Here is a 24,845-nt window from a genome sequence, read left to right on the forward strand (position 1 = left end):
ATCAACATGAATCTTCGCGAACTGGCTCCGAGGGGATCTTCCGTACCCCGCGATCCGCTTCTACGCGAGCTGCAAGCTCCCTGGTGGGAGCCTTCCCGAAAGGCTGAAGTCCAGCAGCTGATCCGCGGTCGGCTGGGAATATGGTGGGCGTGTGGCCAGCCACTTGAAGAAGGTGTGCTTGGCCGACTTGGAGTCGATGCCTTGCTCAGCCCAAGCTCGAGCGATTGACGGCAACATCTTCGGAACCACCTCTTCATCGAACTGCTTGCGTAGCGCGTTCTGCCGACCGAGGGTGAACCGATCCCGAAAAGCAACTTCGGCCTCCTTTGCGAGCGCTCGGGTCCAGTCAGCTGCGAGATCGTCGCGAGACTTCTTGATAGAGGGCGGCTCTTTCCTTTCGGGCGGCGCGACGAGATGGAGATCGGGACTGGTCTTCTGCGCGGTGTTCGAATCGGCGTTCACTTTCCCGATAGCGACAAACGAGGTCGCATAGCCCTTCTTGAGAGCATCACGAAAGAACGCTGCGGGAGATTCGATGTTAGGCAGTGCTGTGTTCCGCATTCGCTCCTCGACCAATTCGGTCGTGCGGCGCAGGAGGCCCTCGTCGTTCTGCACATAGATCTGGCCGGCCTCTTGCTCTTTGAAGCCGAAGGCGCGAATGCGGGCCAGCAGTTCGAGGTCAAAGATGTTGGTTGGGACGTTCACACCCAGGCTGCCTTGGGACTTGCGGTGGACCCTGAGTTGCAACTCCTCGACACGGCGCCCATGCCGGTGCTCAATTAGCTCGAGACTGAACTCCTCTTGGATGTCGTCAACTTCCTTCAGCGCGGGTGTCAAGACGTCGCGTTTGAAGTATCGATACTCCAACTCCCGATCCCCGCGTCCTGTGAGCGCGGCTACCCACCAGGCAACTTCTTCACGGTGCGTCAGACCGCCAGGTGACGTGAGATACCGCAGACCGATCTCTGCGAGAACAGCGCCGGCCAACGACCTCACGTTCTCGTTGAGATTGACCATCATCTTGGTGTACTGCTTCGGATCCAACACGTGGTCGCGAACGACGTCAGGAAAATTCCAATACAGCATCGTGGGGTGAGGCGGCCCCGCTTCCTTGATCTCGACCGTTCCCAGGATCTGAGATGACGACCAATAGCTCTTGCTGTGCTGATCGGAATTCCACTCGATCAAGGTCGTTTGCATCTCGCGGATGTAGTCCTTGAACAACGCCAGGCCGTTGCTGCCGTAGTGCGCAGAGGCGACGAGCTCGTGCAGTGGCATTGAGAACGATCCTGAGACAAGACGACGGCCTTTGCTGGCCTCCCAAAGCCGCTGTTGGTGTTGACGCTGCGCGTGGTACACGAGAGCCTGGTGGATCTTCCACGTCACCAGTGTGATGCGACCCTTCTTTGCGCGCATCCCTACCATCTCGTTGGCTTTACGGAAAGGACGGCGCTCCGCGGGTGGCGGATGGGTGTTGGCGCTCTCCGGTTCAACAAGTTCCCAAGCGCCCTCCGACTCCGGAGAGCGTGGCTCCACGTCGGATCCTTTGGTCGGCGTTGAACTGGTCATTGGCGGATTGTGTCAGCAAATGTGCCGGCCACACTTGATTCTGTCTCCGCTTTCAGGGATTTCGTGATTCTTCCGTTTTCACGTCAGCGGGCCCCGCCTTGATCCATTTGGAGAAGACACTTTAAGGCATTGAATACCTTGATGGCTGGGAAATCACTTATGAATCAACGGCTTACGAGAATTTCCGGAGATCACAGGGAGTATGACGTGAGGTCCCACGGAGGGTAACGTGAGGTCAGACGGAGAATGAATGGCCGTGACGTGAGTCCAGACGGAGAATGAAGTGAGACTCGAGGGGCTTTTGCACTGAAATGGTGCAAAAACCTAGCCCTTTTGCCTGAAACCTGGGGTCTCAGGCCTCAACCGCACGGCAATACTCCGCCAGATCTCACGTTGTCGCTGCCTCATTCTCCGTCTGATCTCACGTTAAAACCACTTCAGATTTGACGATTTTTGAATGTGACGCCGAAAAGCTTAGACTCCGAACATTCCGTAAAATCACAGGAATCTAAGGAGCGAACGCATGGCAACTGCAGCGAAAACCTCGGGGGGTGGCGACCAGGTCGCCCCCCCCCTCCCCGGCGCCCCGGCGCTCGAGCGCATCAGCATGGCACAGATCGCACGGCTATCAAAGAAGGCCAGCGACATGATGGAAGTTTTGCGTGGAACGCTCTTGGCGCCCGGTAATGAAAAGAGCGCTCCCCCCCTTTCCTCGACTCGACTTGCAACCTTGTGTGGCGTCGATAAGGCCAAGCTGGCATATAGAGTGACGCGCGCTGATCTTCCTGTGGGCCGCGTGACCGCCACTGGGGGCCTGCGCGAGTTCACGCTCGCTGAGGCGCGAATTTGGACACGGACGTTTAGGACTGATCGGATGCGACCGAAGGGCCAAAAGGCGATTACCTTGGCCAGTAGCAACTTCAAGGGCGGATCGAACAAGACGACCACCGCGACAGTGCTCGCTCAGGGGCTTGCGCTGCGGGGGCACAAGGTCCTTGCCGTGGACTGCGATCCACAAGGATCGATGAGCACCCTCTTCGGATTGCTCCCCGGCTCGGACATCGACTCCGACATGACGATCCTCGAGCTGATCAGCAACCGAAGCGAGCAGCCGTCAAATAGGAAACCGCAGTACGAGGATCTGCGCTATGCGGTTCGCGACACCTATTGGGACGGCCTTGATTTGATCGCTGCGGCCCCTCTGCTGTTTGATGCCGAGTTCATGCTCCCCAGCTTGGCCAGCAGTGATCGTTCGGCGCTGTTCTGGAATGTCCTGAACGATGGGTTGGCACCCTTGCGCGATGTGTACGACGTAATCGTGATCGACACGCCGCCGAGCCTGAGTTACGTCACGCTGAACGCCCTTTTCGCTGCCGACGGCTTGATCGTTCCAATTCCGCCGTCGGCGCTGGACTATGCCAGCCTTTCTCAATTTTGGGCCCTGTTCTCAGACCTCGGCCTGGATCTTGAGAAACGCGCTCCGGTGCCAAAGTTTTTCGACTTCATCCACGTCCTGCTGACCCAGGTCGAGCCGGACAACGTGGATGCCGTGACAGGGGCTGTCCGCCGATGGGTCCAGTCGGTCTATGGTGAATACCTCATGCCAATCGAAATCCCGAAGACGTCGGCCACCAAGAGCAAGGCTGCGGATTTTGGGACCATCTACGACGTCGGTCGAAACGAGCTGAATGCGCGGACTTATAAGCGGGCCTTAGATGCGTACGATCGATTTGTTGAATTGATCGAGGCGTCGATTGTCGAAACCTGGCGCAACCGCATTGGGCGTCAGGAAGTCTCTGCCCACCTCGTGGGGGGTGGCGACCAGGTCGCCACCCCAACGGTTTGAAGGAGTGATGGATGGCGACTTTTAACAAACGCATCTTCGATACGACACAGGTGATCGAAGAAAGGATGGCCGAAAAGGCACTGCAATCCGACTCGGATGGACCGGCCCTGCCCGGACCTGCTCGCACCGCGCCGGGCCGTATGTTGCAAACCAACGGACAGATCGTCGATTTGCAAGAGGAACTTGCTGTCTTGCGCGCAAAGCTGGGTAAGTGGGACGGATCGATGCCGACCACCCTCCTCGACCCCAAGACGATCACGCGATCTCGTTTCGCGAATCGCCATTTGAAGTCCTTCCAGACTGCCGACTTCACCCGGCTGAAGGACAGTATCGCGCTGGCTGGGGGAAACGTTCAGCCAATCTTGGTGGTGCAGAAAGCTGAAGGTGAAGGACCCGAACTCGTGTTCGGGCACCGCCGGCACCAAGCCTGCATGGAGCTGGGGCTTCCGGTCCTTTCGCTGGTTTGGGATAAGCCTCTGACCGCTGAGGGGCACTTTCTGGCAATGGAGCGCGAGAACAGAGAGCGCACGGACCTTTCTGCCTTCGAGGCAGGTACCTCGTACCAAGCTGCGTTGAACGAAGGCTTCTATCGATCCGAGCGACAACTGGCCGAAGCCATCGGAGTGCACCGTCGGTGGGTTGGGAAATGTCTGAAGGTTGCGCGCCTACCGCCGGCGATCGTGGAGGCCTTTGATTCCCCGTTGGAGATCAAACCAGCTCACGCCGAAGTGATTCAGGCGGCTCTGGATGAAAACTCCAAGGCCGTGCTCAAGAGGGCGGAGAAGTTGCGGCAGCGGCAGGGCAAGCTTCGTGTGAGTGCGGTCGTCGCTGGGCTGCTGGGCGCAGAACTAGAGGCCAGCGGCCCGCGAAAGATGATCTCCGCGGCCGGATCATTCGGCAACTGGCGGCGCGACTCTGCTGGGCGCACCATTTTCACCGTGGATCCCGGACTGGTAGACGACGCCAAGGCTGAAGCGATCGCCGCTGCCATCTCTAAGGTGTTTAGCAGCTAGAGCGAAAAGGGCACAATGAACAGGTGGCTGAGGCCACCTTTTTTTTCGCTTCGGGCACCGCAGCGGGTGGTCCAGAGCGGCTTCCGCGATGGGTGGCGACCAGGTCGCCACCTGAAACGTCCAGGGGCCATCCCATAGGTTAGGTCCATCGCCTCACGCACTAGCCACTTCGAGAATGACAACTGGTGAGGTCACTTTCCTTGCGCTTCGTGCACCGCAGTGGGCGGTCGAGAGCGGCTTCCGCGAGGCCACCTGAAACGTCCAGGGGCAGACGACTTCCCATAGGTCAGGTCCATGGCCTCGCGCATTTCCCATATCGAGAGTAACACCTGGGAGAGGTCGCTTCCTTCTCGCTTCGTGCATCGCAGTAGGCGGTCGAAAGCGGTTCCCGCGGTGGGTGGCGACCTGGTTGCAACCTGAACTTTTAGGGGCAAACGGTCGGGTCCATGGCCTCGCGCACTACCCCCTTGAGGACACTTGCGATCGGCTGAAACTGGCACTCATTGCAGCAGCCGCAACTGCCGGGCTCGCTACGCTACTTCTTGCCCAGAGAATCCAGAATCTCCCCCAGCATCGACTTCACCACCCCCATATCGCGATCCCGTCTTGCCTCAACAAGCGGATCGGTTCCTCCGCCGGCCCGGGTCCCGCCCGCCGCGATTGCTTCTTGGGCCCGAGCGACGGCATCGTCCAACTTCGTGATTAGGTTGTTGCGCATGGCCGAGAACTGGGCGACCTCACGCTTCACCTCGGCTAGCTCGTGGCGCATCGCCGCTATCTGCCGCAGTAACTCCTGTAGGAGCCCGTCCGAGGCCGGGCCGGGCGTCGTCGACTGGAGGGTGGTGGCTGGGGACGCAGGGGAGGGTGCCGACGCGTCGGGGACTAGACGGGTGAGTCGTGACTCGAGATTTTGGATTACCCGCACGACGGCCAAGTCGAGCACCACTTGTGAACCGGTCTCCGCCAAGTGTGGCCAGAGCTCGTAGACCCGGGCGATCGCCTTTCTGGTGTCGAGGCGCAGTCCTGGCCGGCCGCCGCGAGCGCGACCGCGCATCAAGGCCTCGCTGGTCGACGCTGGGTTCAACGCGGGATTCAGGTCGGTTGAGTCGTGGAACATGCAGGAACTGAATTCGCCGCCCGCGCTCCACTTCTTCAAGGACGATTCGGTCGGTGCCTGGTGCCCATGCACCATGGTCAAGATGCGGGCAAGTTCGGCTAGTGAGCAGAAGGGCGGCCACCTGCGGCCGCCGTCCAGAGCAGGCAGGGGAGGGGAAGGGTGGTCTGCGCTCCCGACCAGGAAAGGTTCTAAAGGACGGGGTGTGACCATGGGCTGCCTGCCATTTGGTTACTAATAACCAAATTATGACCTTAACTTGGCGGATTCTCCTCGAATCCACCTTCAAACTGTGTGATTCCGTGAAACATTCCGCTCTAAGCGGAAGAAAAATCGCGTAACTCATTGTCGTATAAGAAAAAAATGCGAGGCATCCAAAATCCGTGAAACATCGGCTTTGCGTCGCCCGCGCCGGGCAGCCTGTGTGATGAGGTTCGCGCGTCCTCTGCCTTGGCGTTCGCCGGGCGACCTAGAAGACGAATCTGCGGGACTATCGGCTGGTGAGTGATGGGCGTATTGCCGTCGACACACTCTTCTTATTCGACACCAGCGTGTCCTCGGGGCGTGGGTGCGTTCACACCTTGGACACATGCAGGACCGGTAGAACCTGCTGATCGCCGCTTGCGCGGTGGGCATCGCTGGAACCCTCATGATTGGTTTCAGCGCCCCCGAGCAGCGCGGCGCCCAAAAGGAGGGCGAATTCCTTGCTTGCGCATAACGCGCCTCGATGGGTTGGGAGGTGGGAGGTCAAGACCAGGACCGCCGTCAACCAGGTTCGAGAGACCCTTGGCCAAAGATGACGCCGCAGCTCTGAACTGGGCGCGCCATCCGCGATTCCAGCGAACTGGCGACTGGGCGCGAATTCCTGCATCGCGGTGGCTTCGAACGCTAAACACTGTATCCAGGTGCTGCCCGCTGTTGGAGCAGAGAATCGGTTGCACCGATAGTGCGGGCACCACTGTGCTCGAGACGGTCGGTGAGGACACACTTAAAATCGAGCGGGGGCCGTTACATGGCCTCCAGCTCGAGGAGCGGGCTCGGGCGGTGAATGCGCAGGTGTCGCAGCGAGAGGCGCTGCGCGCGAGTGGGTTGCTGAACGAAGTGAATTTCGGAGCCCCGCGGAGGTGAGTTCAGGCCTAGTGGACGGGGACAGAGCCGTCCGGTATCCCCCACGCTCCTCACGGAGGCGCTGCGGGCTCGATGCACGTAGGCGGGCCAAAAAAACGCCCCTGCCGTAGAGGCAAGGGCGAAAGAAGGTCGGTGGTCGACCTTGGAGAAGTGGGTTAGGGTCGGTCCAAGGCGCCCTGGTTCCCTGCGGCCGGCGCCCCGGCGAGCGGACTCGTGCCCACAAGGCATTCGACGGTCGGCGCCTCACCAGTCGGAGCGGAGGGCTTCGACGGATGCGTCCACAGCGTCAGGTCAGTTGGAGTGATCTGCGGATCGGTCAGCCGCCTGGTCGCGTTGGGTGGTTATCGGCCAGGCTGGGCGCGAATCGCGACCGGCACGACGAAACTCGCGACCTGCGCCGCCGTCGTTCTCCGGCCCATGACCAATGTCCCAGCTTCGGCGCCCGATGGTCGCCTACATGTTGGCGGCGGCGGTGGAGCGGGTTGGTTTCGTGGAGCGAGTGCTGGCTGGGTGCCTCGGCATCCGTTGAACTACGCTCGAAAGCGCCTTCGCCCTCGTCGCCAGGTCCTGCTGCAAGTGGGTCAGGTGAGCGTTCACGAGCCGGTCAACCGGAACCGGACCTGGATGGCCCACCAGGCCAGCCCGGCGCTGTGGAGTTCCCATGCGCAGAGCGAAGCGCTTCAATTCGCTGCGGCATTGCCCGCTTCAGTCCGGCCTCGGCTTGATCGAAGAACGCCGGTGTCGGGGGAGCACTTCCGAGTGGCGCTTGGACGCGGCAACTACGAGAAACGTTTTCCAGGTCGGCCTCAACCATCAGCGCGAGGTTGGCGTCCGCGCGGCTCGGAAGGCCCTCGGGGATGTGCTGCCAGGTGATTGGTTCCCGTCTCAGTTTTGAGCCGGCAGTCGAAGGATCCCGCGAAGGCGATCGAGCTAGTACACGGTTTCCCATTTGCCTGGGCGCGCACCAGCGACGATGCCTGCGCTCAACCACGCGATGGCCGTGGTAGGCCACGCTCGAGCAGATGAGCGAACGGCAAGGAGCCCGTTCGAGTGCGGACCGAGGTCCTCCTCGGGGATCGCGCGGGCAGAGGCCCGCGCATTGCGTGTGACCTGCCGATCCACGCTTTCGCGCGGGTTGAATTCGAAGCTCAAGCTTGGCGGTCCCCTGGCGTGAACTCGATGTCTGCCTGCTTCAGTGCCCACACGATCGCGGTGGGCTTCCTGCCGACCCGGTCGACTGGCCGACTCGTACTACTCGCTCAGCCATTTCACTGGGGCGCCGATTCTGGATGAATCTTGTGTTCGGGAGGGACACAGACTCGCCGCGATCACTGTCCGGTTTGTAGTCTGAGTCCATGTCTCGGTGCTCGCCTTGGTCTCGGTCCCGGCGCCAGGCGGGAGGAACTTGGCTTGGTGGGTCTGGGGTCCTCGGTGGGGTCCGGATCTGGGGTGGTTCTTGACCTGCTGAGGCGTAAGGCTCTCTATGGCTAGGTTCTCGGGGCTGCTTTGAGGTCCCAAAGGGTCGTTCCCCCGGTATTCCCCAAAAAAGGTTGATTACTGGGAGAACTTCTGTTCGCAAATTGGGCGGGCAACTGTTAGTTAAGCCTTTACTAGCAGTTGCCCGCAGAGCAGCTACCCAAAAAATCAACTTGCGCCTAACTGCTAACAAAGCCTTTACTAGCAGTTGAGTGGCCCGTACCCCTTGCCATAGGGAAAGGGCGCCGCGGAGAACGCTAGGCTAGGGTTCGACCAGGCGGCGCGCGGATCCTTCAGCCAAGGAACAGGACTCTAAGTTGGTAGAGCGCTAGGCTAATGTTCAACCAGCGCTAGGCTAGGGTTCGACCAGGCGGCGCGCGGATCCTTCAGCCAAGGAACAGGACTCTAAGTTGGTAGAGCGCTAGGCTAATGTTCAACCAGCGCTAGGCTAGGGTTCGACCAGGTGGCACGCGCGAATCCTTCGGCCATGGATTGGAGGGCGTGTTTTGGTGGAATTGCGCCGGGCTGCGACCCGCGACCGCCCGGCGTTCCCAAACTGATGTTCTTGGTCGCGCACCGCTTGGCTCGCAAGAACTTCCTCGCACGATGCAAGGAACTCGCATCGCTGGTCCGGATCTGCACCGCCGCTTCGAAAGGCGTTTCTTTGGGATCGCCCCCCCAAGACAAAGAAGCAGCGTGCCTCGATGGGGTTGCGACCCTTGCGCGCCGAGCTCAACTCCGCGAACGCAGGTTATCGTGATGCGTGCGCCCCCGTGCCCGGTCTGCACCGCGACCTCGCACCCATGCGAACGCCAGCGAGCAGGTGCAGCAGCGGCCACCGCTCGCCAGGAAGTCCGGCGGCGGTCTCATCCCTGAACTTGATCATCCCGGCATTGCGCAATTTTTTTTGTCGCGAACCAGCCGACTAGGTGATGTCGAAGGCTTGCGCTGACGATGCCGGTCCGCGCCGCGTCGGCTTACTCCACCGTCTCGAGGTGAAGGTCGCACATCAGGGATCCGGTGTGTTTCAGGAAGCGCGCTCGCCAAGTCAAGCGGCACCGATACCGCTGACTGTTTCTGCGAGGCGGTCTTGGCGGGCAGTCGATGTGTGAGCGTGAGGCAGAACCGTCAGTTTCACTTCGAACCGCCGGGGCCGCCCGCACATGAGAGCTTGATCCCGACCGGATCTTTCTGTCAGCAACGCATTCCTGACGAACTTTGTTCTCTTGGGATCTCTCCCCTTAAGACAAAGAAAATTCGTCCGACTTGGATAGTCCGGTGGTGACAGGCCGAAGATAAACGAATCGACTCGCGTGGCGCCTCGCTTGCAGGGAACCAACGTCCTAGAGTATGAACGCCGCGACGGGAGAGAGCCAGGCGGACCGATGCGACTGGCGCAGGGCAAGGCGGCGTTCATTCGATACCCGGCGTTTGGCGAGGGAAAGCGTACCTGCTCCGCTGGAACGATTTCTCGCATTGACCCGCCGACTAAATGTGAACTTGGGCGGTTACACGAGGGGACTTATCGACAGAAGTCCACCCAGTACTTCGCCATCCAACTCTAAAGATACCAACACTGACTAGTACGACGGTACTAGTCGCGAAATACAAACGCGAAAACTCCAAAAAATCCTAAGAAATCGAAGAGTCGCATGAGAATAGTTCTAACGGGTGGTCAAAGATGTCTGCCCGAAGACGCGTCAACGCGAGGTGACCCTCAAAGGGATCATCTCACTGGCGAGTGATAGATATGCTTCGGCGCCTACCACCTGCGATGACGCTTCGAACGTGCGCCTGCGAACAGGCGAGATACTTATCGAAAGGGCAAAAAAAAGCGAGCACCGGAACAATCCAGAATGCTCGCTGCGGATGACCAAGCTCACTGATTGAAACTCGAGAGACCGGATGGTCTGCACAACTTCTCGTTCAATGCCTCGGCACCGATGAAAGCACCTTCAAGGTAGCTTTCGCAGTACTAAGCGGGGAACGCAGGAAGAACATCGAGATGCATCCACCAAACATTCACGCCACCCAGAGTGCAAAAGCACCAAAAGGGCAACAGTTGGCGTGATTATGGCGAGGCGTCTGCGATCGGTCAATGTGCGGATCGCTCTCCAATCCTTGGGGCCTCCAATCGGCGGGTATCTAGCGTCGCTTCGCAGTGATCACCTAGTCTTCTTCTCGGCCGGTTGTGCATAGTTTCGAATGTGCGATCAAGCCGAGGGATCACTCACGCCCTGACGCTTCTCGAAGAGCAGCATAGGCGGTGACAGCAGCCCTTGGGCCGTAGCATTCTTGAGGATGGCCTTCAGGGCCACCGGCGCTCGCTCATTTGCGTGCGAGCAATGCAAGAGAGCGATGTTCTATTTGAAGATGGTCTGGACGATGAGTTCGGATCACCCCTGACCTCCGTGCCAGTGGGAGGGGTGCATGAGACGGCACTCGCCTTTGGCGTACACGGCCTGACCCTGCAGGAGCAGTCTCGATTCGGATACATGGCGGTGCTGAACCTAGGGGCGGATTCCAAGCTTCGCCAGTCCATGTACCACGTGTCTTTACTTCCAGAGGTCATCTCCGCCGCCGAGCGCATGCGTCTGCGTGACTTCTATGTCAGCAATGCCTTGTTTGCGAGCGAGAGATCTCGGTGCTCCTGGAACGTCAAGAGCATGCAGCTGTGCTGGGTCGACCTCGATTGCTACGCCGAAGGAATCGTTCCGACGGATGAATTCGTCGAGACGCTTCTGGCCCGCGCTCATTTCGCAGGAATACCTCACCCAAGCCACATCGTCTCTTCGGGCCGCGGTCTTTACCTGAAATGGCTTCTCGACAAGCCAGTTCCCGATATTAGGAAGGAGGACTGGAAGCTGGTTCAGAAGATGTTGACCCAGCTCTTCGTCGACCTCGGCGCCGACGTCAAGGCGATCGATGCCGCGCGCGTTCTGCGCGTGGTGAACACAGTCAACGGAAAGGTGTCCGGGACTAAGGGTGGAGACGACCATGGCCTGGTCCGGGTCGTGTGGGTCGGCAATAGGCGTCACTCATTTGACACCCTGTTCGACACCGTCAGCTTGTTCGACGAGCAGACGACGAACGCGATTCTGAAGGCCGGAGCGAAGGTCGGACATCGGGTCGGCGCTGGCGCGTTCGTGCCGAACTTCACACTCCCCCCCGGATCCTACGGCGATGTCGGCTGCCTAACGGCCTTCACGAACGCACGTCAGGACAGGATGAGGCGTTGGGGCAAGGGTGATAACAAGGGACGCTTCGATCTGCCACTGTCGCTGGCCAGAGCTCTTGACCTGAGAGACCTGGCGATCAGGCGGTGCCGGACTGGTGGCTCAAGGGGTATTCCAGAAGGCAGCCGCGATCTTTTCCTGTTCTGGCTCGTGACCTTGTTTGCGCAAGGCGGGGTGATCAACTCGGGAAACGTGTACACGGAAGTCAGCGACCTGATTCGAGCCTTCGACGGGGTTGGAGTGGAGGGGCCCCGTGGATTTCTTCACCCGCGGCAGTCCGGGTCGCTGAACGCGCTGATCAACCGCATCAAGGCTAGCGAAGCCGGTCACCGAGTGCGGTTTGCTGGCGGCGAATGGGACCCGAGGTACACGCCGTCGAACGAGTATCTGATCAATGTCTTCGGAATCACCAGCGACGAAATGCCTGGCATGCGGACGATCATCGACCAGGGCGAGAAGCGTTCGCGCGCTGATCGCAAGGTTGAGGGCCGCGCGGAGCGTCGTCGTGTGAGACAGTCTTGGAATCAACAAGCGTTGCGCCTGCGCCAACAGTATGAAGCTGCGATAGCAAGCGGCGACAGCTCCATTCCGCAGAAGAAGGTGGTCGCCGAGATTGCCAAAGAGCTATCGCTCACCAACGACCGAGTCCGGAAGTTCTTCAAACGACATGACAACGGAATCATGATCGCGGAAGCGCGCGCATGCGGTGCGGCACCGGCGAAGGTCTATCGAAAAGGACCTGATGGACTCAGCCCCTCAGAACTGGAGACGCGCGAACGGCTCAAGGCCAAGGCGAAGCAGGACCGCTACTTGCAAGATCTTCGTAAGAGTGGCTACACAGGAAACGGCACCGCAGCAGATGTCCGGGCTTGGCTTGATGCGAAGGCGATGCATTTCAAACAGGAGGGCGAGCGCGTCGCTGCGACGGCGCTCAAGCAGGCGCAGCATTCGAAGGTCGATCAGCTGCGAGAGATGAACGTGAAACTCGAGCGGATCATGCGCAAGGCGAGGGGGAAACTCGGAGAAATCAGGTTGCAGGACCAACTCTCACACGAGGCTTCTGGTGTAGGCAGGAACATGAGTCGGAGCCCGGCCAAGCTCCACGCTGGAAGTTTCCCTCCGCCGGCCATCGCATGTTCCCGATGAGCGCGGTGTCTGCGCAAGAGCACCACGTGGCAATGGCTGGCGAACTTTGTAGACTGCGCCCCCCGGCATATCAAGCGTTTCTGATTCCGACGTGCGGCCAAGCCCAATTGAGCGAGCCGCTAGGAGGCCCCGCGGTGTGAAGCCGCTGTCACGCAGGACCCGCCGCCTGACGTCTTGGGGGGATGGTGGAACGGCTGCCTCATGGCTTTCTTTGCGGCATGCGCTCGGGCAGCCCGCTGCTCCGCCGTGATCTATTCATGGTGCAGGGATTAAAACTCCGCCGGAGTTTAGTCGGCTCGACACTTGTTGGAAGGAGGAATTTACCCGCCTGAGTTCCTCGTGACTACAGAGCTACGTTGCTGTTCGAGCGCTTCATCGCGAGCAACAGGACGACGCTCAGAAGGTCCGTCAGAACGCTCGTTGAATCGGCGAGGGAGGGGATGGCGGTGGTCGCTGAGCTTGTCGTACTGCAGACGCAAACGTCGACGATCGCCCAGTGGCGAAGTGATGATCGCGGAGATCTGATCAGTGTTGCAGGCGACGGTTTCGTCGTGAATTGAGATGACCGCGCCTTGGTCTGTGCTGAACGCGTCCAGCGCGACGCCCAACGGCGCGCTGTCGAGTCGCCGTCCTCTTGGGAACTTGGTGTCAGGCGCCAATGCTGACTAGGCACGCGCTCACGAAAACCGCGAGGGGCCGAAAGGCCGCGCGCCCTCGCATCTGATCATGATCTCGCTACTCGTGGCAGCGAGGCGCGACGGTCGCCTGCAGCTGGCCGGCGATTCGCAACCTCAATGCGCGGCTCTCTGGGTCCTGGGCGCGCTCCGCGTGGAGCTCGGCCACAATTGGAGCCGGGTCGGTGTGCATCAATCGAGCCATGCGGATGACTGCGAGATCGTCGGGCCGGGTTCGGCCGTTACGCCAGTGGGTGACCGACGTCTTGCTGATCCCCAGCACCTTGGCCAAACGGTAGTCGTCTTGATCTGAAGAGCGGCCTTGAAGCTTTCCAAGAAGGTGTCGGTGGTGGTCGGATTCTCGGGCCTCGGCCTGGTCGGCCGCCCCCACGCCTGCGGTGGAGGTGCGCCATCGTCAAGACGCGGATTCGGATGCCAAAGCTCATGGGGCTTCATCTAGGATTTCGTGTTCGCTCGCAGGCAATAGGATGGATCGAGCATTGTCCCAGCCCGCAGCAGTGGCGGGGCCACCCCGCCTTGCTCAGCTGAGGCTCGGATTCAGCAGATCGATGCCGGCGCCCTTGCACTTGATCCACGGCCCACCCGGATGGTCGTGGCCGTCCCAAGCATCGAGAGACTGGATCGCATCCTCGGCGAACTCGAAGCAATAGCGCCGGTCGTACCCGCCTCCGTCCAAGCCCACCACCAGGCCGACGGTGAAATTGAAGCGCAGCAGGCCGACCCACTTGCCGCCGAGCTGGCGCACGTGGCTGTATCCGTTGTGGGCAAGCATCGCGAGGAACGCGCGGTCGGTGCTACGGCCGGAAGCGGCGCGGGGTTCAGAACGAGTTCTTGCAAGCAAGGGTGTCTTTCCTCGTGTCACGTCACTGGGGGTCATCTCGGGGCTTCCGGATGCTCGGCCTCGGCGTCATCGGTCGCCGCCGGCACGATCGGCTCGATGAGCTCGTTGAGGGCATCGATGTCCCGACCGCTCAGGCCGGCTTCCTCGTAGAACTGATGACGGCGCGACACCACGTCGACCACCCTGTCCACGATCGAACGCGCGCCACGCTCGGTGAGCTTGAAGTAGCCGAACTCCGAGAGGACGTTCTCCATGGTGCCCACGCGGCCCTTTGAGCCGATGCGCAGGTAATGGTGCGAGGAAGCCTGGGTGACCACGTCGAACACGGGAGAGAGGCGCAGCCGCTTGAGGCCCGCGGACTCGGTCTCGATGAAGCCTGTGTTCTTCAGGTGATCGTCGGTGTTCTTGACGGCCACGTTGAGGGCCATGCGCGCGTAGATGCTGCTGCGGTCGTGGATCGGGTCGGAGGAGACCGTCGAGGCGATGTGGGCCAGGTTCGCATAGGAGAAGACCCGCTGGTCGCGAGCACTCGTGAGTCGCTTGTCCTCGGGGACCGCACTCACCAGCGAGATGGCGCTGGCGTAGTGCAGGCGCTGCAGATCGTTGTTGCGGTCGAATCGGCGGACTTGGAGCACCGAACCCAGGTCGGTTTCGACCAGGCGCACCTCGGGCACCTCGAGGCCGATGGCGGCCGCCATGCGCAGGTTGGCGTACTCGACGCGCTGCCGGTCGACGGTGCTTCCGGGCTCGCTGAACTTGCAGATCCAGATCCCGCTGTCCCGGTCTCGCATCACGGCCTTGGCGCGGGCGCCGCCGATCGACCAGGAACCGGCCAGGAGGCCCTGAAGCTCTTCGGGCATGGGCGTGGTCGCGAACACGTTGTGCGCGGCCTGGTGCACGCGATAAAGGTCCTCCTCGATCAGCGGCAGCGTGTCGAAGCCGGGAAGGTCGGAGCGCTTCAAATCGGGCCTGGTTGAGAAGAGGAGGGCGCCGACGCCGTTGCCGCGGCCCATGAGGAGGAGGGCCGATTCGGCGGGGCTGGCGATGCCGGTCTTGTGCCGCATGACCTGGCGGCCCCACATGTCCGGTCCAGCGTCGAACAGGACGCCCAAGCTGACGAACTTGTTGTCGGTCTCGATCCACTGCGGCGCGGCAGTCAAGGGCAGGTTGATCGGGTCCAGGGGGAACCGGCGCGCTTCGTCCGCCAGCCATTCGGCCACGTAGCGGAACTTGGCCGAGAAGCCGCCCACGACGGAAGAGTCGAAGCGCATCTCACCCACGGGGTGCACGCCGTCCGGCCGGTCGATGCGAACGAACAGGCGGGCGGGGACGGACTTCGCGTCGGCGGATGGGGTGGAGTTGCGCATGGGTTAGATCAGAACGGCTCGGTCCTGTCGGCGCGGGGCCTCGGCGTGCGGCCGCGCTCGCGGCGCGCTCCGACTGGGGCTGGCGAGGACTGGTGAAGCTGGGTAAGCGCTGCGACCACATCCACTCCGTAGACCTCCAGGGCCATGAGAAAGTCGCCGATGGCCACGCCGCCGGCGGGAATGCCGACCTGGCCGGCCGCTTGAGCGGAGGATTCCATGCGCTGGTAGGTCCGCAGGCCTACTCCGATCCGCTGAGCAGCCAGGGCCTGAGACTCACCGTGCTGCAGGCGCAGGGCGCGCAGCGTCTCGGCCAGGGCGATGACGGCGGTTTCGGCCTTGATAGAAAGGGCGGGCATGCCGAAATAATAGGCCAAATATGGCGTGATATTCATAGGGTGATGGGCCGATGCCAAACTTGAGAGAGCTCATGATCTGGGATGGCGCCGCGAGAGACTGAAAGAAAATTGGCCTACAGTTGCGAAAATGAAGATAAATTGCCCGGAGTGAGAAAAATCTGTACGTCCGTTCGCGGTTGATTGAGGGTAATTTATCCGGGTAAAACTGGAGGACTGAAAGAAATCCAGCCTTTGAGTTGGAGAATGAGAAAAATCTTAGAACGCTGAAAGAAAACATGGCAAATGCCGGATATGAACTCGTTCGAACGTCCTTGAATCTCGCTGCCGTGCCTCCGGCGAGGCCTGCGATCGTTCGGCCGGTAACTCGCATCCAGGCGATCGAAGGCCATTGGGCGGTGCCAGCGCACGTGGTGCCGCAAACCGAGGATCCTCTCAACCACCTGTTGTTTGCGCTGAAGCATGAGGGCGTCAACATGCAGATCCTCGCGCAGGCCTTGCCGAAGATCTCGGCCGAACGGATGTTGAAGGAACTCAACGATTTTCCAAATGGCCAATACATACGGGCGGCCTGCTACCTCTGGGAGTTGCACACCGGGGCCGTACTCGAGGGCAAGCCTGACATCGCCGGGGGCTACGTCGACCTCTTCGATCCTGAGCGATACGTGACCGGACCCGACAATCGCAACAGCCGATGGCGCCTGAATTTCAATGGCCTCGGTTCGCCGATGTACTGCGCCACGGTTGAGCGATCACCAGCCGTCGAAGCAGGAATCAGGTCGGACATCCTGGGTCGCACCAAAGCGTTCATCGACAGCCTGGGCAAGGAGATGATGGATCGAGCGCTGTCGTGGGCATACCTGCACGAGACCGAGGACAGCTATGCAATCGAGCGAGAGGCGCCGTCAGAAGGCAAGGCCCGCAAGTTCATCGCGCTGCTGAAGCAGGCCCATGAGGGGCGGCCGCTCTCCGAGGAATACCTGGTCGAGCTGCAGGCTTCCACTGTCAGTGGCGTCTTCGAGAAGGCTGTCCAGTTTCGCAACGAGCAGAACTGGTTGCGCAGCGGCGGGAATAGGGGAGGGGCTGCAAGCGTCTCGTACGTTCCTCCGCCACCTGACGCCGTGCCACGGCTCATGGATGAGTGGATGGCTTTCGCGAACACTGCCCCAAAACAGATTGACCCGATCGTGGCCGCGAGCATTGCGTCGTTCGGATTCGTGTACATCCATCCGTTCATGGACGGCAATGGCCGTTTGTCGCGATTCCTCTTCCACAAGGCTCTGTGCACGTCCGGCCAACTCGAGAAGGGCGCATTGCTGCCAGTTTCGGTGGCGATGAAACGCCATGAGCGGGGGAGACGCTGCAGGCGTTCTCAGCTCCCGCTCGCGAATTGGTCCAGGTGACGTCGGCAGGCGAAGGTCAGTTCTATTTCGACTTCAAGGCGGACGACACGATCTATCGGTATTGGGACGCCACACCAGCCGTGGAGTTTGGGTTTGCAATGGCCGAGCAGGCGCTCGATGTCGAACTTCGCCAGGAGACGCAATACCTCGCGCATTTCGATGCGATTCGGCGCGCGATCGACGAACGCTACGACGTTCGTGGCTCGCTGCTCGCCACATTGATCTCGATCGCAATGGATGGCGAAGGGACAATCTCGATCAGCAAGCGCAAGCGCTTCGCCGCGGACCTGCCCGCAGAGGTGTTCGATGCGATCGAAGCGGAAACGCGCGCCGTGCTTGCCGATGCTGCTGAGCCTACGGAGGATGGCGATGGTTCGGCAATAGAGCCTCCGCCTCGCTGACTGGGTGGGCCGCGGATCAGGTCAGGGACACAGTCGCGGCAGTCGCAGGCCCCGATCGACCGCAGCTGGCCCAGCATGTCCTTCACGGTGGGCTCGATCAGGATGTTCACCCACTACGTGGCCGCGTACCGTCATCCGAGGAGGGGAGGACGGCGCGGCCAGTTCGACATGCAGTCGGATAGCATCTGGCCCGCCGATTACATCTCGCAACACCGAAGGACCCAATGGGAGAAGAAGAACTCGTCAATGACGATGCGCCGAAGGCACCGCTGTTCAGTCTCGATTTGGGAGCCAACGGCGGGATGTTTGCTCCGACGACGGTTGAAGAAGCAAACGTGTGGGTCGAGCGCGAGTACAACGCATGGAGTTGGATACAGTCGATCAACGCAGGTGAACACAGGAACCTGTTGGACCATTCCTTCCAAGCGTTCAACGTTGCCGTCAACGCGGTGCGCGAGGCCAGACAGTTCGAAGCCCAATCAAACGAAAGCGCCGTCCGGGATCGCCTCTCGAGCGTGAAGGAGCAAGTGCATGCAGCGTTCATGACACGCGCGTTTCCGCATAGCACTTCAACGCTAGGACATCGAGTGCTGGAGCTCAAGGAAGACGATCCTTTCGCGGCGATTGGCTATCTGTTCCCCTTCCTTCCGGGACAGAGACAGACGTATCGCTTCGACGGGCGGGAACTGGGATCGTGGCGGGGCTTTGTGATGGGCCTCAATGAGCGTTTCGGCCTCGATTCGACCGGCGGTGAGCCTGCGATCCGCGCACACCGCGACGCACTTGAAAATCTTCACGAACGCGCCGAGACGCTGTTCGGTGAGAAGCGGCTTGCCTACGACGGTCTGCACCGGGACTTCGCGACTGCGTTGAGTCAGGTCCGGCAGACCGGGAACGAACAGACGCACAGCTTCGACGAGTTCATGACCAAGGTCGAAGCCGAGCACAGCGAGTCGCGCAAGAAACACGACGAAGGGATGGAGGCGGTGCGTGCCGCCTATCAGGAAGGGATGACGCTTCGAGCGCCGGTTGACTACTGGCAGAAAAAGGCGGAACTGCACAACGATGGGTCGAAAACCTTCATGAAGTGGACGTTCGGGTCGATGGCCGCCGTGGGCGCATTCATCGCCTTGGGAACATGGTGGGCGATGTCCAACATGAAGGATGACAAGCCCGACGCGTGGCGGTTCGCGGTCGTGGTCCTGCTCGATGTGATCGGCATCTGGGCCGTCCGACTCGTTGTGCGAATGTTCCTGAGCAATACGCACCTCGCGACCGATGCAGAAGAACGGGTGACGATGGTCAAGACGTACCTGTCACTGATCGAGGCAGGAAAAATGCCAACCGACGACGATCGGAAGCTTGTTCTGACGCCGCTATTCCGCCCAGCCACTGACGGGTTGGTAAAGGATGAAGGGTTGCCACATCCGATGCTTGAACTGCTTACGCGTTCGACGAAGTAGGGCCTTGCGCCATTTGACCATGAGGTCTCCAAGCCACAACTCGGAGACGGCACGAGAACCAAAGTAGCAGTGACTTCGCGTTGTGCGCCGACGTTTGGCAAAGCCGTGTAACGCGCATCGACGCGCGGAGCGGCCATCGCTATTCTGCTCAACGCCGTTTGGAATCTCGCGAATCAGTCCATGGTTCGCCCCCCTGGAGACGCCCGATGAAACATGTTCGCGCAGCCGTGCTCCCGCTCCTTCTGTCCGCGTGTGCTCCGCAGCCTCCTGCGAATCCGGCTGAAGCCGCCACAGCCAATGAGCCGCTCATATGCAAGGGAAAGAACAGTGCGACCTGTACTGGCGAAGGGCGCAAGCGTGGATCGGCATCAACAGTCGGTTCAAGCTTCAGACTGTGAGTGACACCGTGCTGGAAACCTTCACCCCACCTGAAGCGTCACCTTACTATGCCTTCCGCATCGTGCGTGAGCCCAAAGAAGCTGACACCGACCGCATCTGGGTGGCAGTTTCTTGCCGGAACATGTTCGGCTGCGGACCCCCTTCGCGCGAAGGCGCCATGGCGGCGATCAAGGCCTACATACGGGGGGATCCTGCACCCGCTGCGACGGCGAAGTGAAACGACTTTTGGAAATCGTGGCGCCTTGCGTCCAGCGTACTTGGACCTGGCCGCAGGTGAGTTTCCCAGCTTCAAGTGCGGTCACTCGATGCGCCGATTTGGCGCGCGTTGCGGCGGCTCGCGTATTCGCCTGGTGCTGCCATAGGGGCTTCGTGCGAGACCAGCACATCCACTCATGGAGGTCCCAGAGCGGTTCAGCGCACCCGATCCGCGCGTCGAATGGCCCAACCAATCCTTGGGAGCCGGTTTCAAGCGTGGGTTCGGCGCGACGTTTCCAACCGACTCAGCCCGTCGCCCGGATGCCCGCCCTCGCAGCAGCCCGTCCTCAAATTTCGCCGGCGTTTTCGTGATTTCTGGAGTGTTTTCCGCTGCAGGGGCCCTTTCCCCCCCTAACATGGAGGTTCGAAGGGAGTGCGTTGTGGAAGCACATTTGGTAAGCGGGGCGGAGTTCCCAGGGAAACTGGTCGCGGTCACTGCGGAAGCCGATCGACTTGATCACGTCTCGGATGCGGAGCGCATGATCGGCGATCTATTGCGGGTAGTGCGCGAAGAACTGCGACTCGAAGTTGTGTTTCTCGGAGAGTTTGTCGACGGGCAGAGGATCTTCAGGCATGTCTCGGCCAAGCAATTGCCGGATGGTCTGAAGCTTGGCGAGTCGCATTCGCTGGAAGATACCCTTTGCCAGAGGATCGTCGACGGCCGCATGCCTAGCGTTCTGGAGAGTGTCGCCAGAGTTCGGGCGTCCTACGGCCTATCAAGTGCTTACGAAAAGCTGGGCGCCACATTGGCGTGCCCGTTCGCTTTACCGATGGCTCGCTCTATGGGGTTCTCTGTGGATTCAGTTTTGAGGCGCGCGAGGACCTGAGTGAGAGAGACGTAAAGCGGTTAGTCATGGCCGCCAATGCAGCAGGCCGTTTCCTCGCGCAGGCGGATGGCCAAGACGTGACCCGAGAGCTTCCGCCGTGGGATTGAATCTCTCCTGAGTGGGCCAGAGGCCTTGGCTGGCCTCCACGGCATTGGGCGTAAGCTATGTCTCCCGGAGTTTCCTCTACGTTGACTCATGACCAATACCTATTCCCTAATCCAGCAGAAGATTGCGAAGCCTCAAAAAGAGGCCGATGCGCTTCGCCAAAAGGAGACGAGCGGCGTAGTCGCTCGGATCAAGGTTGCAATCGAGCACTATGGGCTGACGGCTGAGCAACTCGGCTTCGTTGGCGCGAAGGCCTCCGGCAAGGCAATGGTACTCGGCAAGGCAAAGGTGCTCGGCAAGGCAGCGTCCGGTGCGAAGTACCGCGATGGCAACGGCCAGAGCTGGTCAGGTCGAGGCCCGCGCCCGCGTTGGTTGCGTGACGCGATCGCGGGTGGGGCTTCGCTGGAGTCGTTTCTGGCGGTGAGGGGTGCGGCGGTAGCGGCACCATTGACGGCCAAGGGCATGGGCATCAAGGCAGCGAAGGCGGCCAAGTCAAGGCGTCGGCCATCGACGGTGCTGTATCAGGACGGCGCTGGTAATTCGTGGACTGGTCGCGGCCCGCAGCCGCGCTGGCTCAAGGACACGCTCGCCGGTGGGAAGACGCTGGAAGAGATGAGGGGCTGAGGGCCCGGATCTGGCGCGCCAGGGGACATGCCGTCAGGCATGTCTCGCAGGCCATACTGTGCCCCCACGCGGAACTCCGGCCGCTCAACCGACACTTTCATTTGCCTGGTCAACGCGAGCAACGATAGCTGCGACCGCAATCTCGCCGGCTTAGCTGGTCCGAGAGGTGGGCGAATGCGCTGAGCGGTACCGCCTAAAGCAGTCTTTTCCATCCACCAGTCGCGCCAACGCGTGTGCCGATGCCAGACCGAGCCACGATGGGGTGCGCAGAACAGTAGGGGAGCGAAACAGATCCATGGTAGCGCCCGCTACCGTTGGGGATAACTGCGGCGAAGCACAAACGGGCCGCAATGCGGCCCGTTTGTGTGGACTGGCCGCAGACGGCCGACGCGCTATCAGTTCGCGGATACGGTCGTCTCTGCGGGAGCGGAGGGCGACTCTGGCGCTGCAGCGGCCGTGGTTGCACGCGGGCGGCGGGTCTTGGCGGCGGATTGCGACTTCGCGGTCTTTGCGACGACCTGTTTTGAGGGCTTCGCTGCAGCCTTGGGGGCTGCAGCCGCCTTCTTCGCTGGCGTAGCCTTCTTTGAAGGCGCGCTCTTCTTCGGGTCAGCTTTCTTTGCAACCGTCGTTTCAGATTTCGCATCGGGAGCTGCGACGGAAGCGGAAGCAACCTTCTTGGAGCGAATCGCCTTCTTCACCGGTGCCGCAACACTGCGAGCCTTGCGGGCAACCTTCTTCGCCACTGCAGCGGCAGGTGCGTCAGCCTTTTCGACCGAATGTGCCACAACGACGCCAGATTGGTCGATGAGGAACTGGTCACGATTGCGCGCGGAGGCGATCCACCCGGGCGCTTTGCCGGACCCAGTCCAGGTCTTGCCCGTCTTGGGGTGGCGGTACTTGGGAATGCCTGCGCCCTTGCGCGTTGCTTTGCCACCGCCGAGAGCCTTGCCAGCGGCTGTCTTCAGTACTTTGGCACCACGGCCAAAGAGGTGCTCGACGGTCAGGCCAAACGTGGCGATCGACTCTCTGATCTGCGCAACCACCTTTGTCGTCTCGGCTTCTCGGAGCGCAGCGGCTTCCGTTTCAAGTTTGGCGATGGCGGATTTGAGTTGCGCGTAGGACTTCGTCATTGAGTCTGAAACCTTTGAAGTTGAGGGAGTTCGTCGCGTCGCCTCATGAGCGTCTGCGACAAAGGCGTGTTTGATGAATCGATGAATGGATATCGCCGATTCACATTCGCGCCGGAGCGGATTTTACGCATGAGTGCAAAACAAGCCGCCTTCGCGCTTGCATGACGATCAAACAGCCACGGGACGGCCGCGTGACTGGTGTGTCTTCACTCGAGCTTCCTCGCTTGATGACTCGCACAGCGGGGAGCTTCCCAGGAAGCCAGGGGATGATGCGCGCGCTAAGCGCCTATACCGAGGGCGACCGTCGTGCTAGTAAAAGATCCCAAGGAAACCGTTTGGCTGCAGGCAAACCGCACCTCTCCCAAGGTCTCGCGCCGCACGTAGCTGACACGCATGTCCCACGTCGAAATGTGCAACCGTCGCGGCAACCCATGACCCGGCGCGGCCCACGTGCATGACAAACTCAACCTGATGCGCAATTGGCTGGCGGCTGCTGACCACGCGACGCTCTTCTACGCACAAAAGAAAGTGGGATGGGACAAGCAGGTCGGGATCGGACGTTAAGCTCAGGAACACGGAAGGGTCGACTTATTCGCTGCTTAAAGTGGCGGCGAGAGCCCAATCGGCATCCGTCGACTGCGGTCCTTGGTGGGTGACAGTTAGAACGGTACGACCGCCAACTGGCCAACCGCGGCCAGCTAGCGTACTTTCGGCCTTAGGTTGGTGGCGCAAATCGCTGCAGCCACGGTCGATTCGATCGCCCCGCCCGCTATGCCGCTGCGGGTTTTCGTCGAGCGCCTCAAGTGGGGAAAATTTGTATGCAGCGGTCGAAGCCAGATTGGCATCGCGGTCGCGGCTTCGGTATACGTCTGACCGCAAGGAGTCGGAAATCTGGGCCAGGCAGGTGACTTGCGTTGACGTCACCGGGCTCTTTCCAGGCCAGGATTGGATTTGGCTGTACCCCACTCTCAAGATCTCTTTGACCGCGCGCCCTCGATCGTGCGCATGCCCTCATGGCTTGGCCGCAGCGTCTACGAAGAGAGCGAACTCGAACTTGAACCTGGTGACTACAAGGTTATGCCGGGCGATCGCTGTACCGTCACTGTTTCAAAGACGGTCTACTCAGGAATCGGTCCTGTGGAGATCGTCAGAGCCTAGATCTCCGGTTCACTTGAGAAATGCGCGGCGCCGCTGCGACTCGAATCGATCGAGCGACATTCGTGGGACGCGTGCGATCCACTAGCTTCACAAATTTTGGCATGAGTGCCGCCTCTATTGGCGCCGTCGGCATCGCCCCACGGTCGCCATAGCCCTGAGCAGCGCCGGCCAACAGGCGACTTGCAGTTGGTCAAGTCTTGTCGACCGACTAGTACGCGGGAAAGCCGCCAGCGGCATTTGGGGCAAGGTTAGGCGCAGGGAGGGAACTTCCCCGTCAGAATCGGACGCTGGAGAACACCATTCGCCCGACGAGCTGTGGGCGGGCGGGCTCGACTCGTGGGGCACTAAACAAGTCGGTCGGTCGACAGTGGCGTTCCGCCGGGATCATTCCGTGAATTCCGCTGCGCCAATCAGTTCACGCAGGATCGCCGTAAGCGCACGAGCCGCGGGAGACATCGCGATGCGATTGCGGTAGGTCAGGGTGATGTCCACCTCGATGGAGGCACCTGGCACTGGGAGCGGAATCAAATGGCCGGCACGTTCATCGGGACGCACCAGTCGATGCGGAAGAACGCCGATGAACGGGCCCTGCAGCACCAGCGCGCGCAGATAGCTCGCCGAATTGCTCAACACCGAGGCGATTGGCGGCGCGAGGCCCTGGTCGACAAACATCCGATCGAGGCGGCTCCGCCAGGACATGCGTTGCATCGGCAAAGCCCATGGATAGGACAGCAGGTCCTTAAGCTGGATCTCGGATTTCGAAGCCAGGGGATGGCGGGAAGACGCAAGTACTGAAACTTCGTCGCGGAAAACGATCTCGCTGGAAAGATCGGGGTCGCTCGGATCCGCCCAGCCGCTCAAAGCCAGGTCCAGTTCACCACGGCGCAGCGACGGGATCAGCTCTTCGACCGTGCCGACAACCACGGTCAGGCTGATGCCCTTGCGCCAGGAGTACAGGCGGGCGGTCGCGACGGGCATAAGGTTTTCGGCGACGCTCGTCGTGATGCCAACGACGACCTGGCCTTCGCTGGCACCGCGCAGCATCGCAATCTGGGTTTCAGCCAAGCGCATCTCGGCGCGCACCGCCTTGGCGTGGATCGCGAGTGCTTCGCCGAAGGCCGTCGGAACGACCCCCACCGGCGTGCGATCGAAGAGTTTGACCTGAAGTTCGTCTTCGAGCTGCCTGATGCTTTTCGTCAGCGCTGGCTGCGTCACGAAGACCAGTTCAGCCGCGCGACTCAGACTGCCTGTTTCGTAGATTGCGAGAAAGTGACGAAGCCGCTTGGTATCCATCGA

Annotated in this window: 17 protein-coding genes; 9 read left to right on the forward strand and 8 right to left on the reverse strand. The window is 60.8% G+C overall.

All coding sequences use genetic code 11. The features are described from left to right. Nucleotides 1-60: 60 nt before the first annotated feature. Complete coding sequence (locus QTI33_RS09560; RefSeq protein WP_286505553.1) at nucleotides 61-1,569, reverse strand: replication initiation protein; 1,509 nt, start codon at nucleotides 1,567-1,569, stop codon at nucleotides 61-63. 523 nt (nucleotides 1,570-2,092) lie between these two features. On the opposite strand from QTI33_RS09560, the gene QTI33_RS09565 reads away from it, so the two are divergent. After that, entirely contained in the window at nucleotides 2,093-3,415 is a 1,323-nt protein-coding gene (locus QTI33_RS09565) for an AAA family ATPase (protein ID WP_286505554.1), read from the forward strand. An 11-nt stretch (nucleotides 3,416-3,426) separates the two neighbouring features. After that, on the forward strand, nucleotides 3,427-4,428 hold the full coding sequence (locus tag QTI33_RS09570) for a ParB/RepB/Spo0J family partition protein (RefSeq protein WP_286505556.1): 1,002 nt from the start codon (nucleotides 3,427-3,429) through the stop codon (nucleotides 4,426-4,428). A 535-nt stretch (nucleotides 4,429-4,963) separates the two neighbouring features. Here QTI33_RS09570 and QTI33_RS09575 read toward each other — a convergent pair. Next, complete coding sequence (locus tag QTI33_RS09575; protein WP_286505557.1) at nucleotides 4,964-5,584, reverse strand: hypothetical protein; 621 nt, start codon at nucleotides 5,582-5,584, stop codon at nucleotides 4,964-4,966. Between the two features lie 4,907 nt (nucleotides 5,585-10,491). Between QTI33_RS09575 and QTI33_RS09580 the strand changes: the two genes are divergently transcribed. After that, on the forward strand, nucleotides 10,492-12,528 hold the full coding sequence (locus QTI33_RS09580) for a hypothetical protein (protein ID WP_286505560.1): 2,037 nt from the start codon (nucleotides 10,492-10,494) through the stop codon (nucleotides 12,526-12,528). Between the two features lie 735 nt (nucleotides 12,529-13,263). Here the strand turns inward: QTI33_RS09580 and QTI33_RS09585 are convergent. From QTI33_RS09585 to QTI33_RS09600, 4 genes are all read right to left on the reverse strand, one after another. Further along, entirely contained in the window at nucleotides 13,264-13,485 is a 222-nt protein-coding gene (locus tag QTI33_RS09585) for a helix-turn-helix domain-containing protein (protein ID WP_286505760.1), read from the reverse strand. A gap of 258 nt (nucleotides 13,486-13,743) precedes the next feature. Further along, a complete protein-coding gene (locus QTI33_RS09590) occupies nucleotides 13,744-14,100 on the reverse strand; it encodes a hypothetical protein (protein ID WP_286505561.1) in 357 nt (118 codons plus the stop codon). Next, complete coding sequence (locus QTI33_RS09595; RefSeq protein ID WP_286505562.1) at nucleotides 14,097-15,431, reverse strand: type II toxin-antitoxin system HipA family toxin; 1,335 nt, start codon at nucleotides 15,429-15,431, stop codon at nucleotides 14,097-14,099. The genes QTI33_RS09590 and QTI33_RS09595 overlap by 4 nt, the downstream gene beginning before the upstream one ends. 8 nt (nucleotides 15,432-15,439) lie before the next feature. Beyond that, complete coding sequence (locus QTI33_RS09600) at nucleotides 15,440-15,823, reverse strand: helix-turn-helix domain-containing protein (protein ID WP_286505563.1); 384 nt, start codon at nucleotides 15,821-15,823, stop codon at nucleotides 15,440-15,442. 275 nt (nucleotides 15,824-16,098) lie between these two features. On the opposite strand from QTI33_RS09600, the gene QTI33_RS09605 reads away from it, so the two are divergent. The 6 genes from QTI33_RS09605 (at nucleotide 16,099) to QTI33_RS09630 (ending at nucleotide 21,261) form a co-directional block, all read left to right on the forward strand. Continuing rightward, nucleotides 16,099-17,187, forward strand: coding sequence for a Fic family protein (locus tag QTI33_RS09605; protein ID WP_286505564.1), 1,089 nt, complete (start codon nucleotides 16,099-16,101; stop codon nucleotides 17,185-17,187). After that, nucleotides 17,184-17,588 carry a hypothetical protein gene (locus QTI33_RS09610; protein ID WP_286505566.1) on the forward strand — a complete coding sequence of 135 codons (405 nt, stop codon included), beginning with the start codon at nucleotides 17,184-17,186 and terminating at the stop codon, nucleotides 17,586-17,588. The genes QTI33_RS09605 and QTI33_RS09610 overlap by 4 nt, the downstream gene beginning before the upstream one ends. 224 nt (nucleotides 17,589-17,812) lie before the next feature. Continuing rightward, nucleotides 17,813-19,051 carry a DUF6161 domain-containing protein gene (locus tag QTI33_RS09615; RefSeq protein ID WP_286505567.1) on the forward strand — a complete coding sequence of 413 codons (1,239 nt, stop codon included), beginning with the start codon at nucleotides 17,813-17,815 and terminating at the stop codon, nucleotides 19,049-19,051. A 310-nt stretch (nucleotides 19,052-19,361) separates the two neighbouring features. Further along, the gene (locus QTI33_RS09620) at nucleotides 19,362-19,667 is read left to right on the forward strand and encodes a hypothetical protein (protein WP_286505568.1); all 306 of its coding nucleotides are present in this window, start codon (nucleotides 19,362-19,364) and stop codon (nucleotides 19,665-19,667) included. A gap of 418 nt (nucleotides 19,668-20,085) precedes the next feature. Continuing rightward, nucleotides 20,086-20,532, forward strand: a complete 447-nt coding sequence (locus QTI33_RS09625; RefSeq protein ID WP_286505569.1) for a hypothetical protein — start codon at nucleotides 20,086-20,088, stop codon at nucleotides 20,530-20,532. 195 nt (nucleotides 20,533-20,727) lie between these two features. Then, on the forward strand, nucleotides 20,728-21,261 hold the full coding sequence (locus QTI33_RS09630; RefSeq protein WP_286505570.1) for an H-NS family nucleoid-associated regulatory protein: 534 nt from the start codon (nucleotides 20,728-20,730) through the stop codon (nucleotides 21,259-21,261). 395 nt (nucleotides 21,262-21,656) lie between these two features. Here the strand turns inward: QTI33_RS09630 and QTI33_RS09635 are convergent, their stop codons facing one another. Together QTI33_RS09635 and QTI33_RS09640 are read right to left on the reverse strand one after the other, a co-directional pair. After that, on the reverse strand, nucleotides 21,657-22,391 hold the full coding sequence (locus QTI33_RS09635; protein ID WP_286505571.1) for an H-NS histone family protein: 735 nt from the start codon (nucleotides 22,389-22,391) through the stop codon (nucleotides 21,657-21,659). 1,542 nt (nucleotides 22,392-23,933) lie between these two features. Beyond that, nucleotides 23,934-24,842: a LysR family transcriptional regulator gene (locus QTI33_RS09640; protein ID WP_286505572.1), complete on the reverse strand. Its 909-nt coding sequence runs from the start codon at nucleotides 24,840-24,842 to the stop codon at nucleotides 23,934-23,936. Between the last annotated feature and the right edge of the window lie 3 nt (nucleotides 24,843-24,845).

The organism is Variovorax davisae, from assembly GCF_030316845.1.
GTDB lineage: Bacteria > Pseudomonadota > Gammaproteobacteria > Burkholderiales > Burkholderiaceae_C > Variovorax > Variovorax davisae.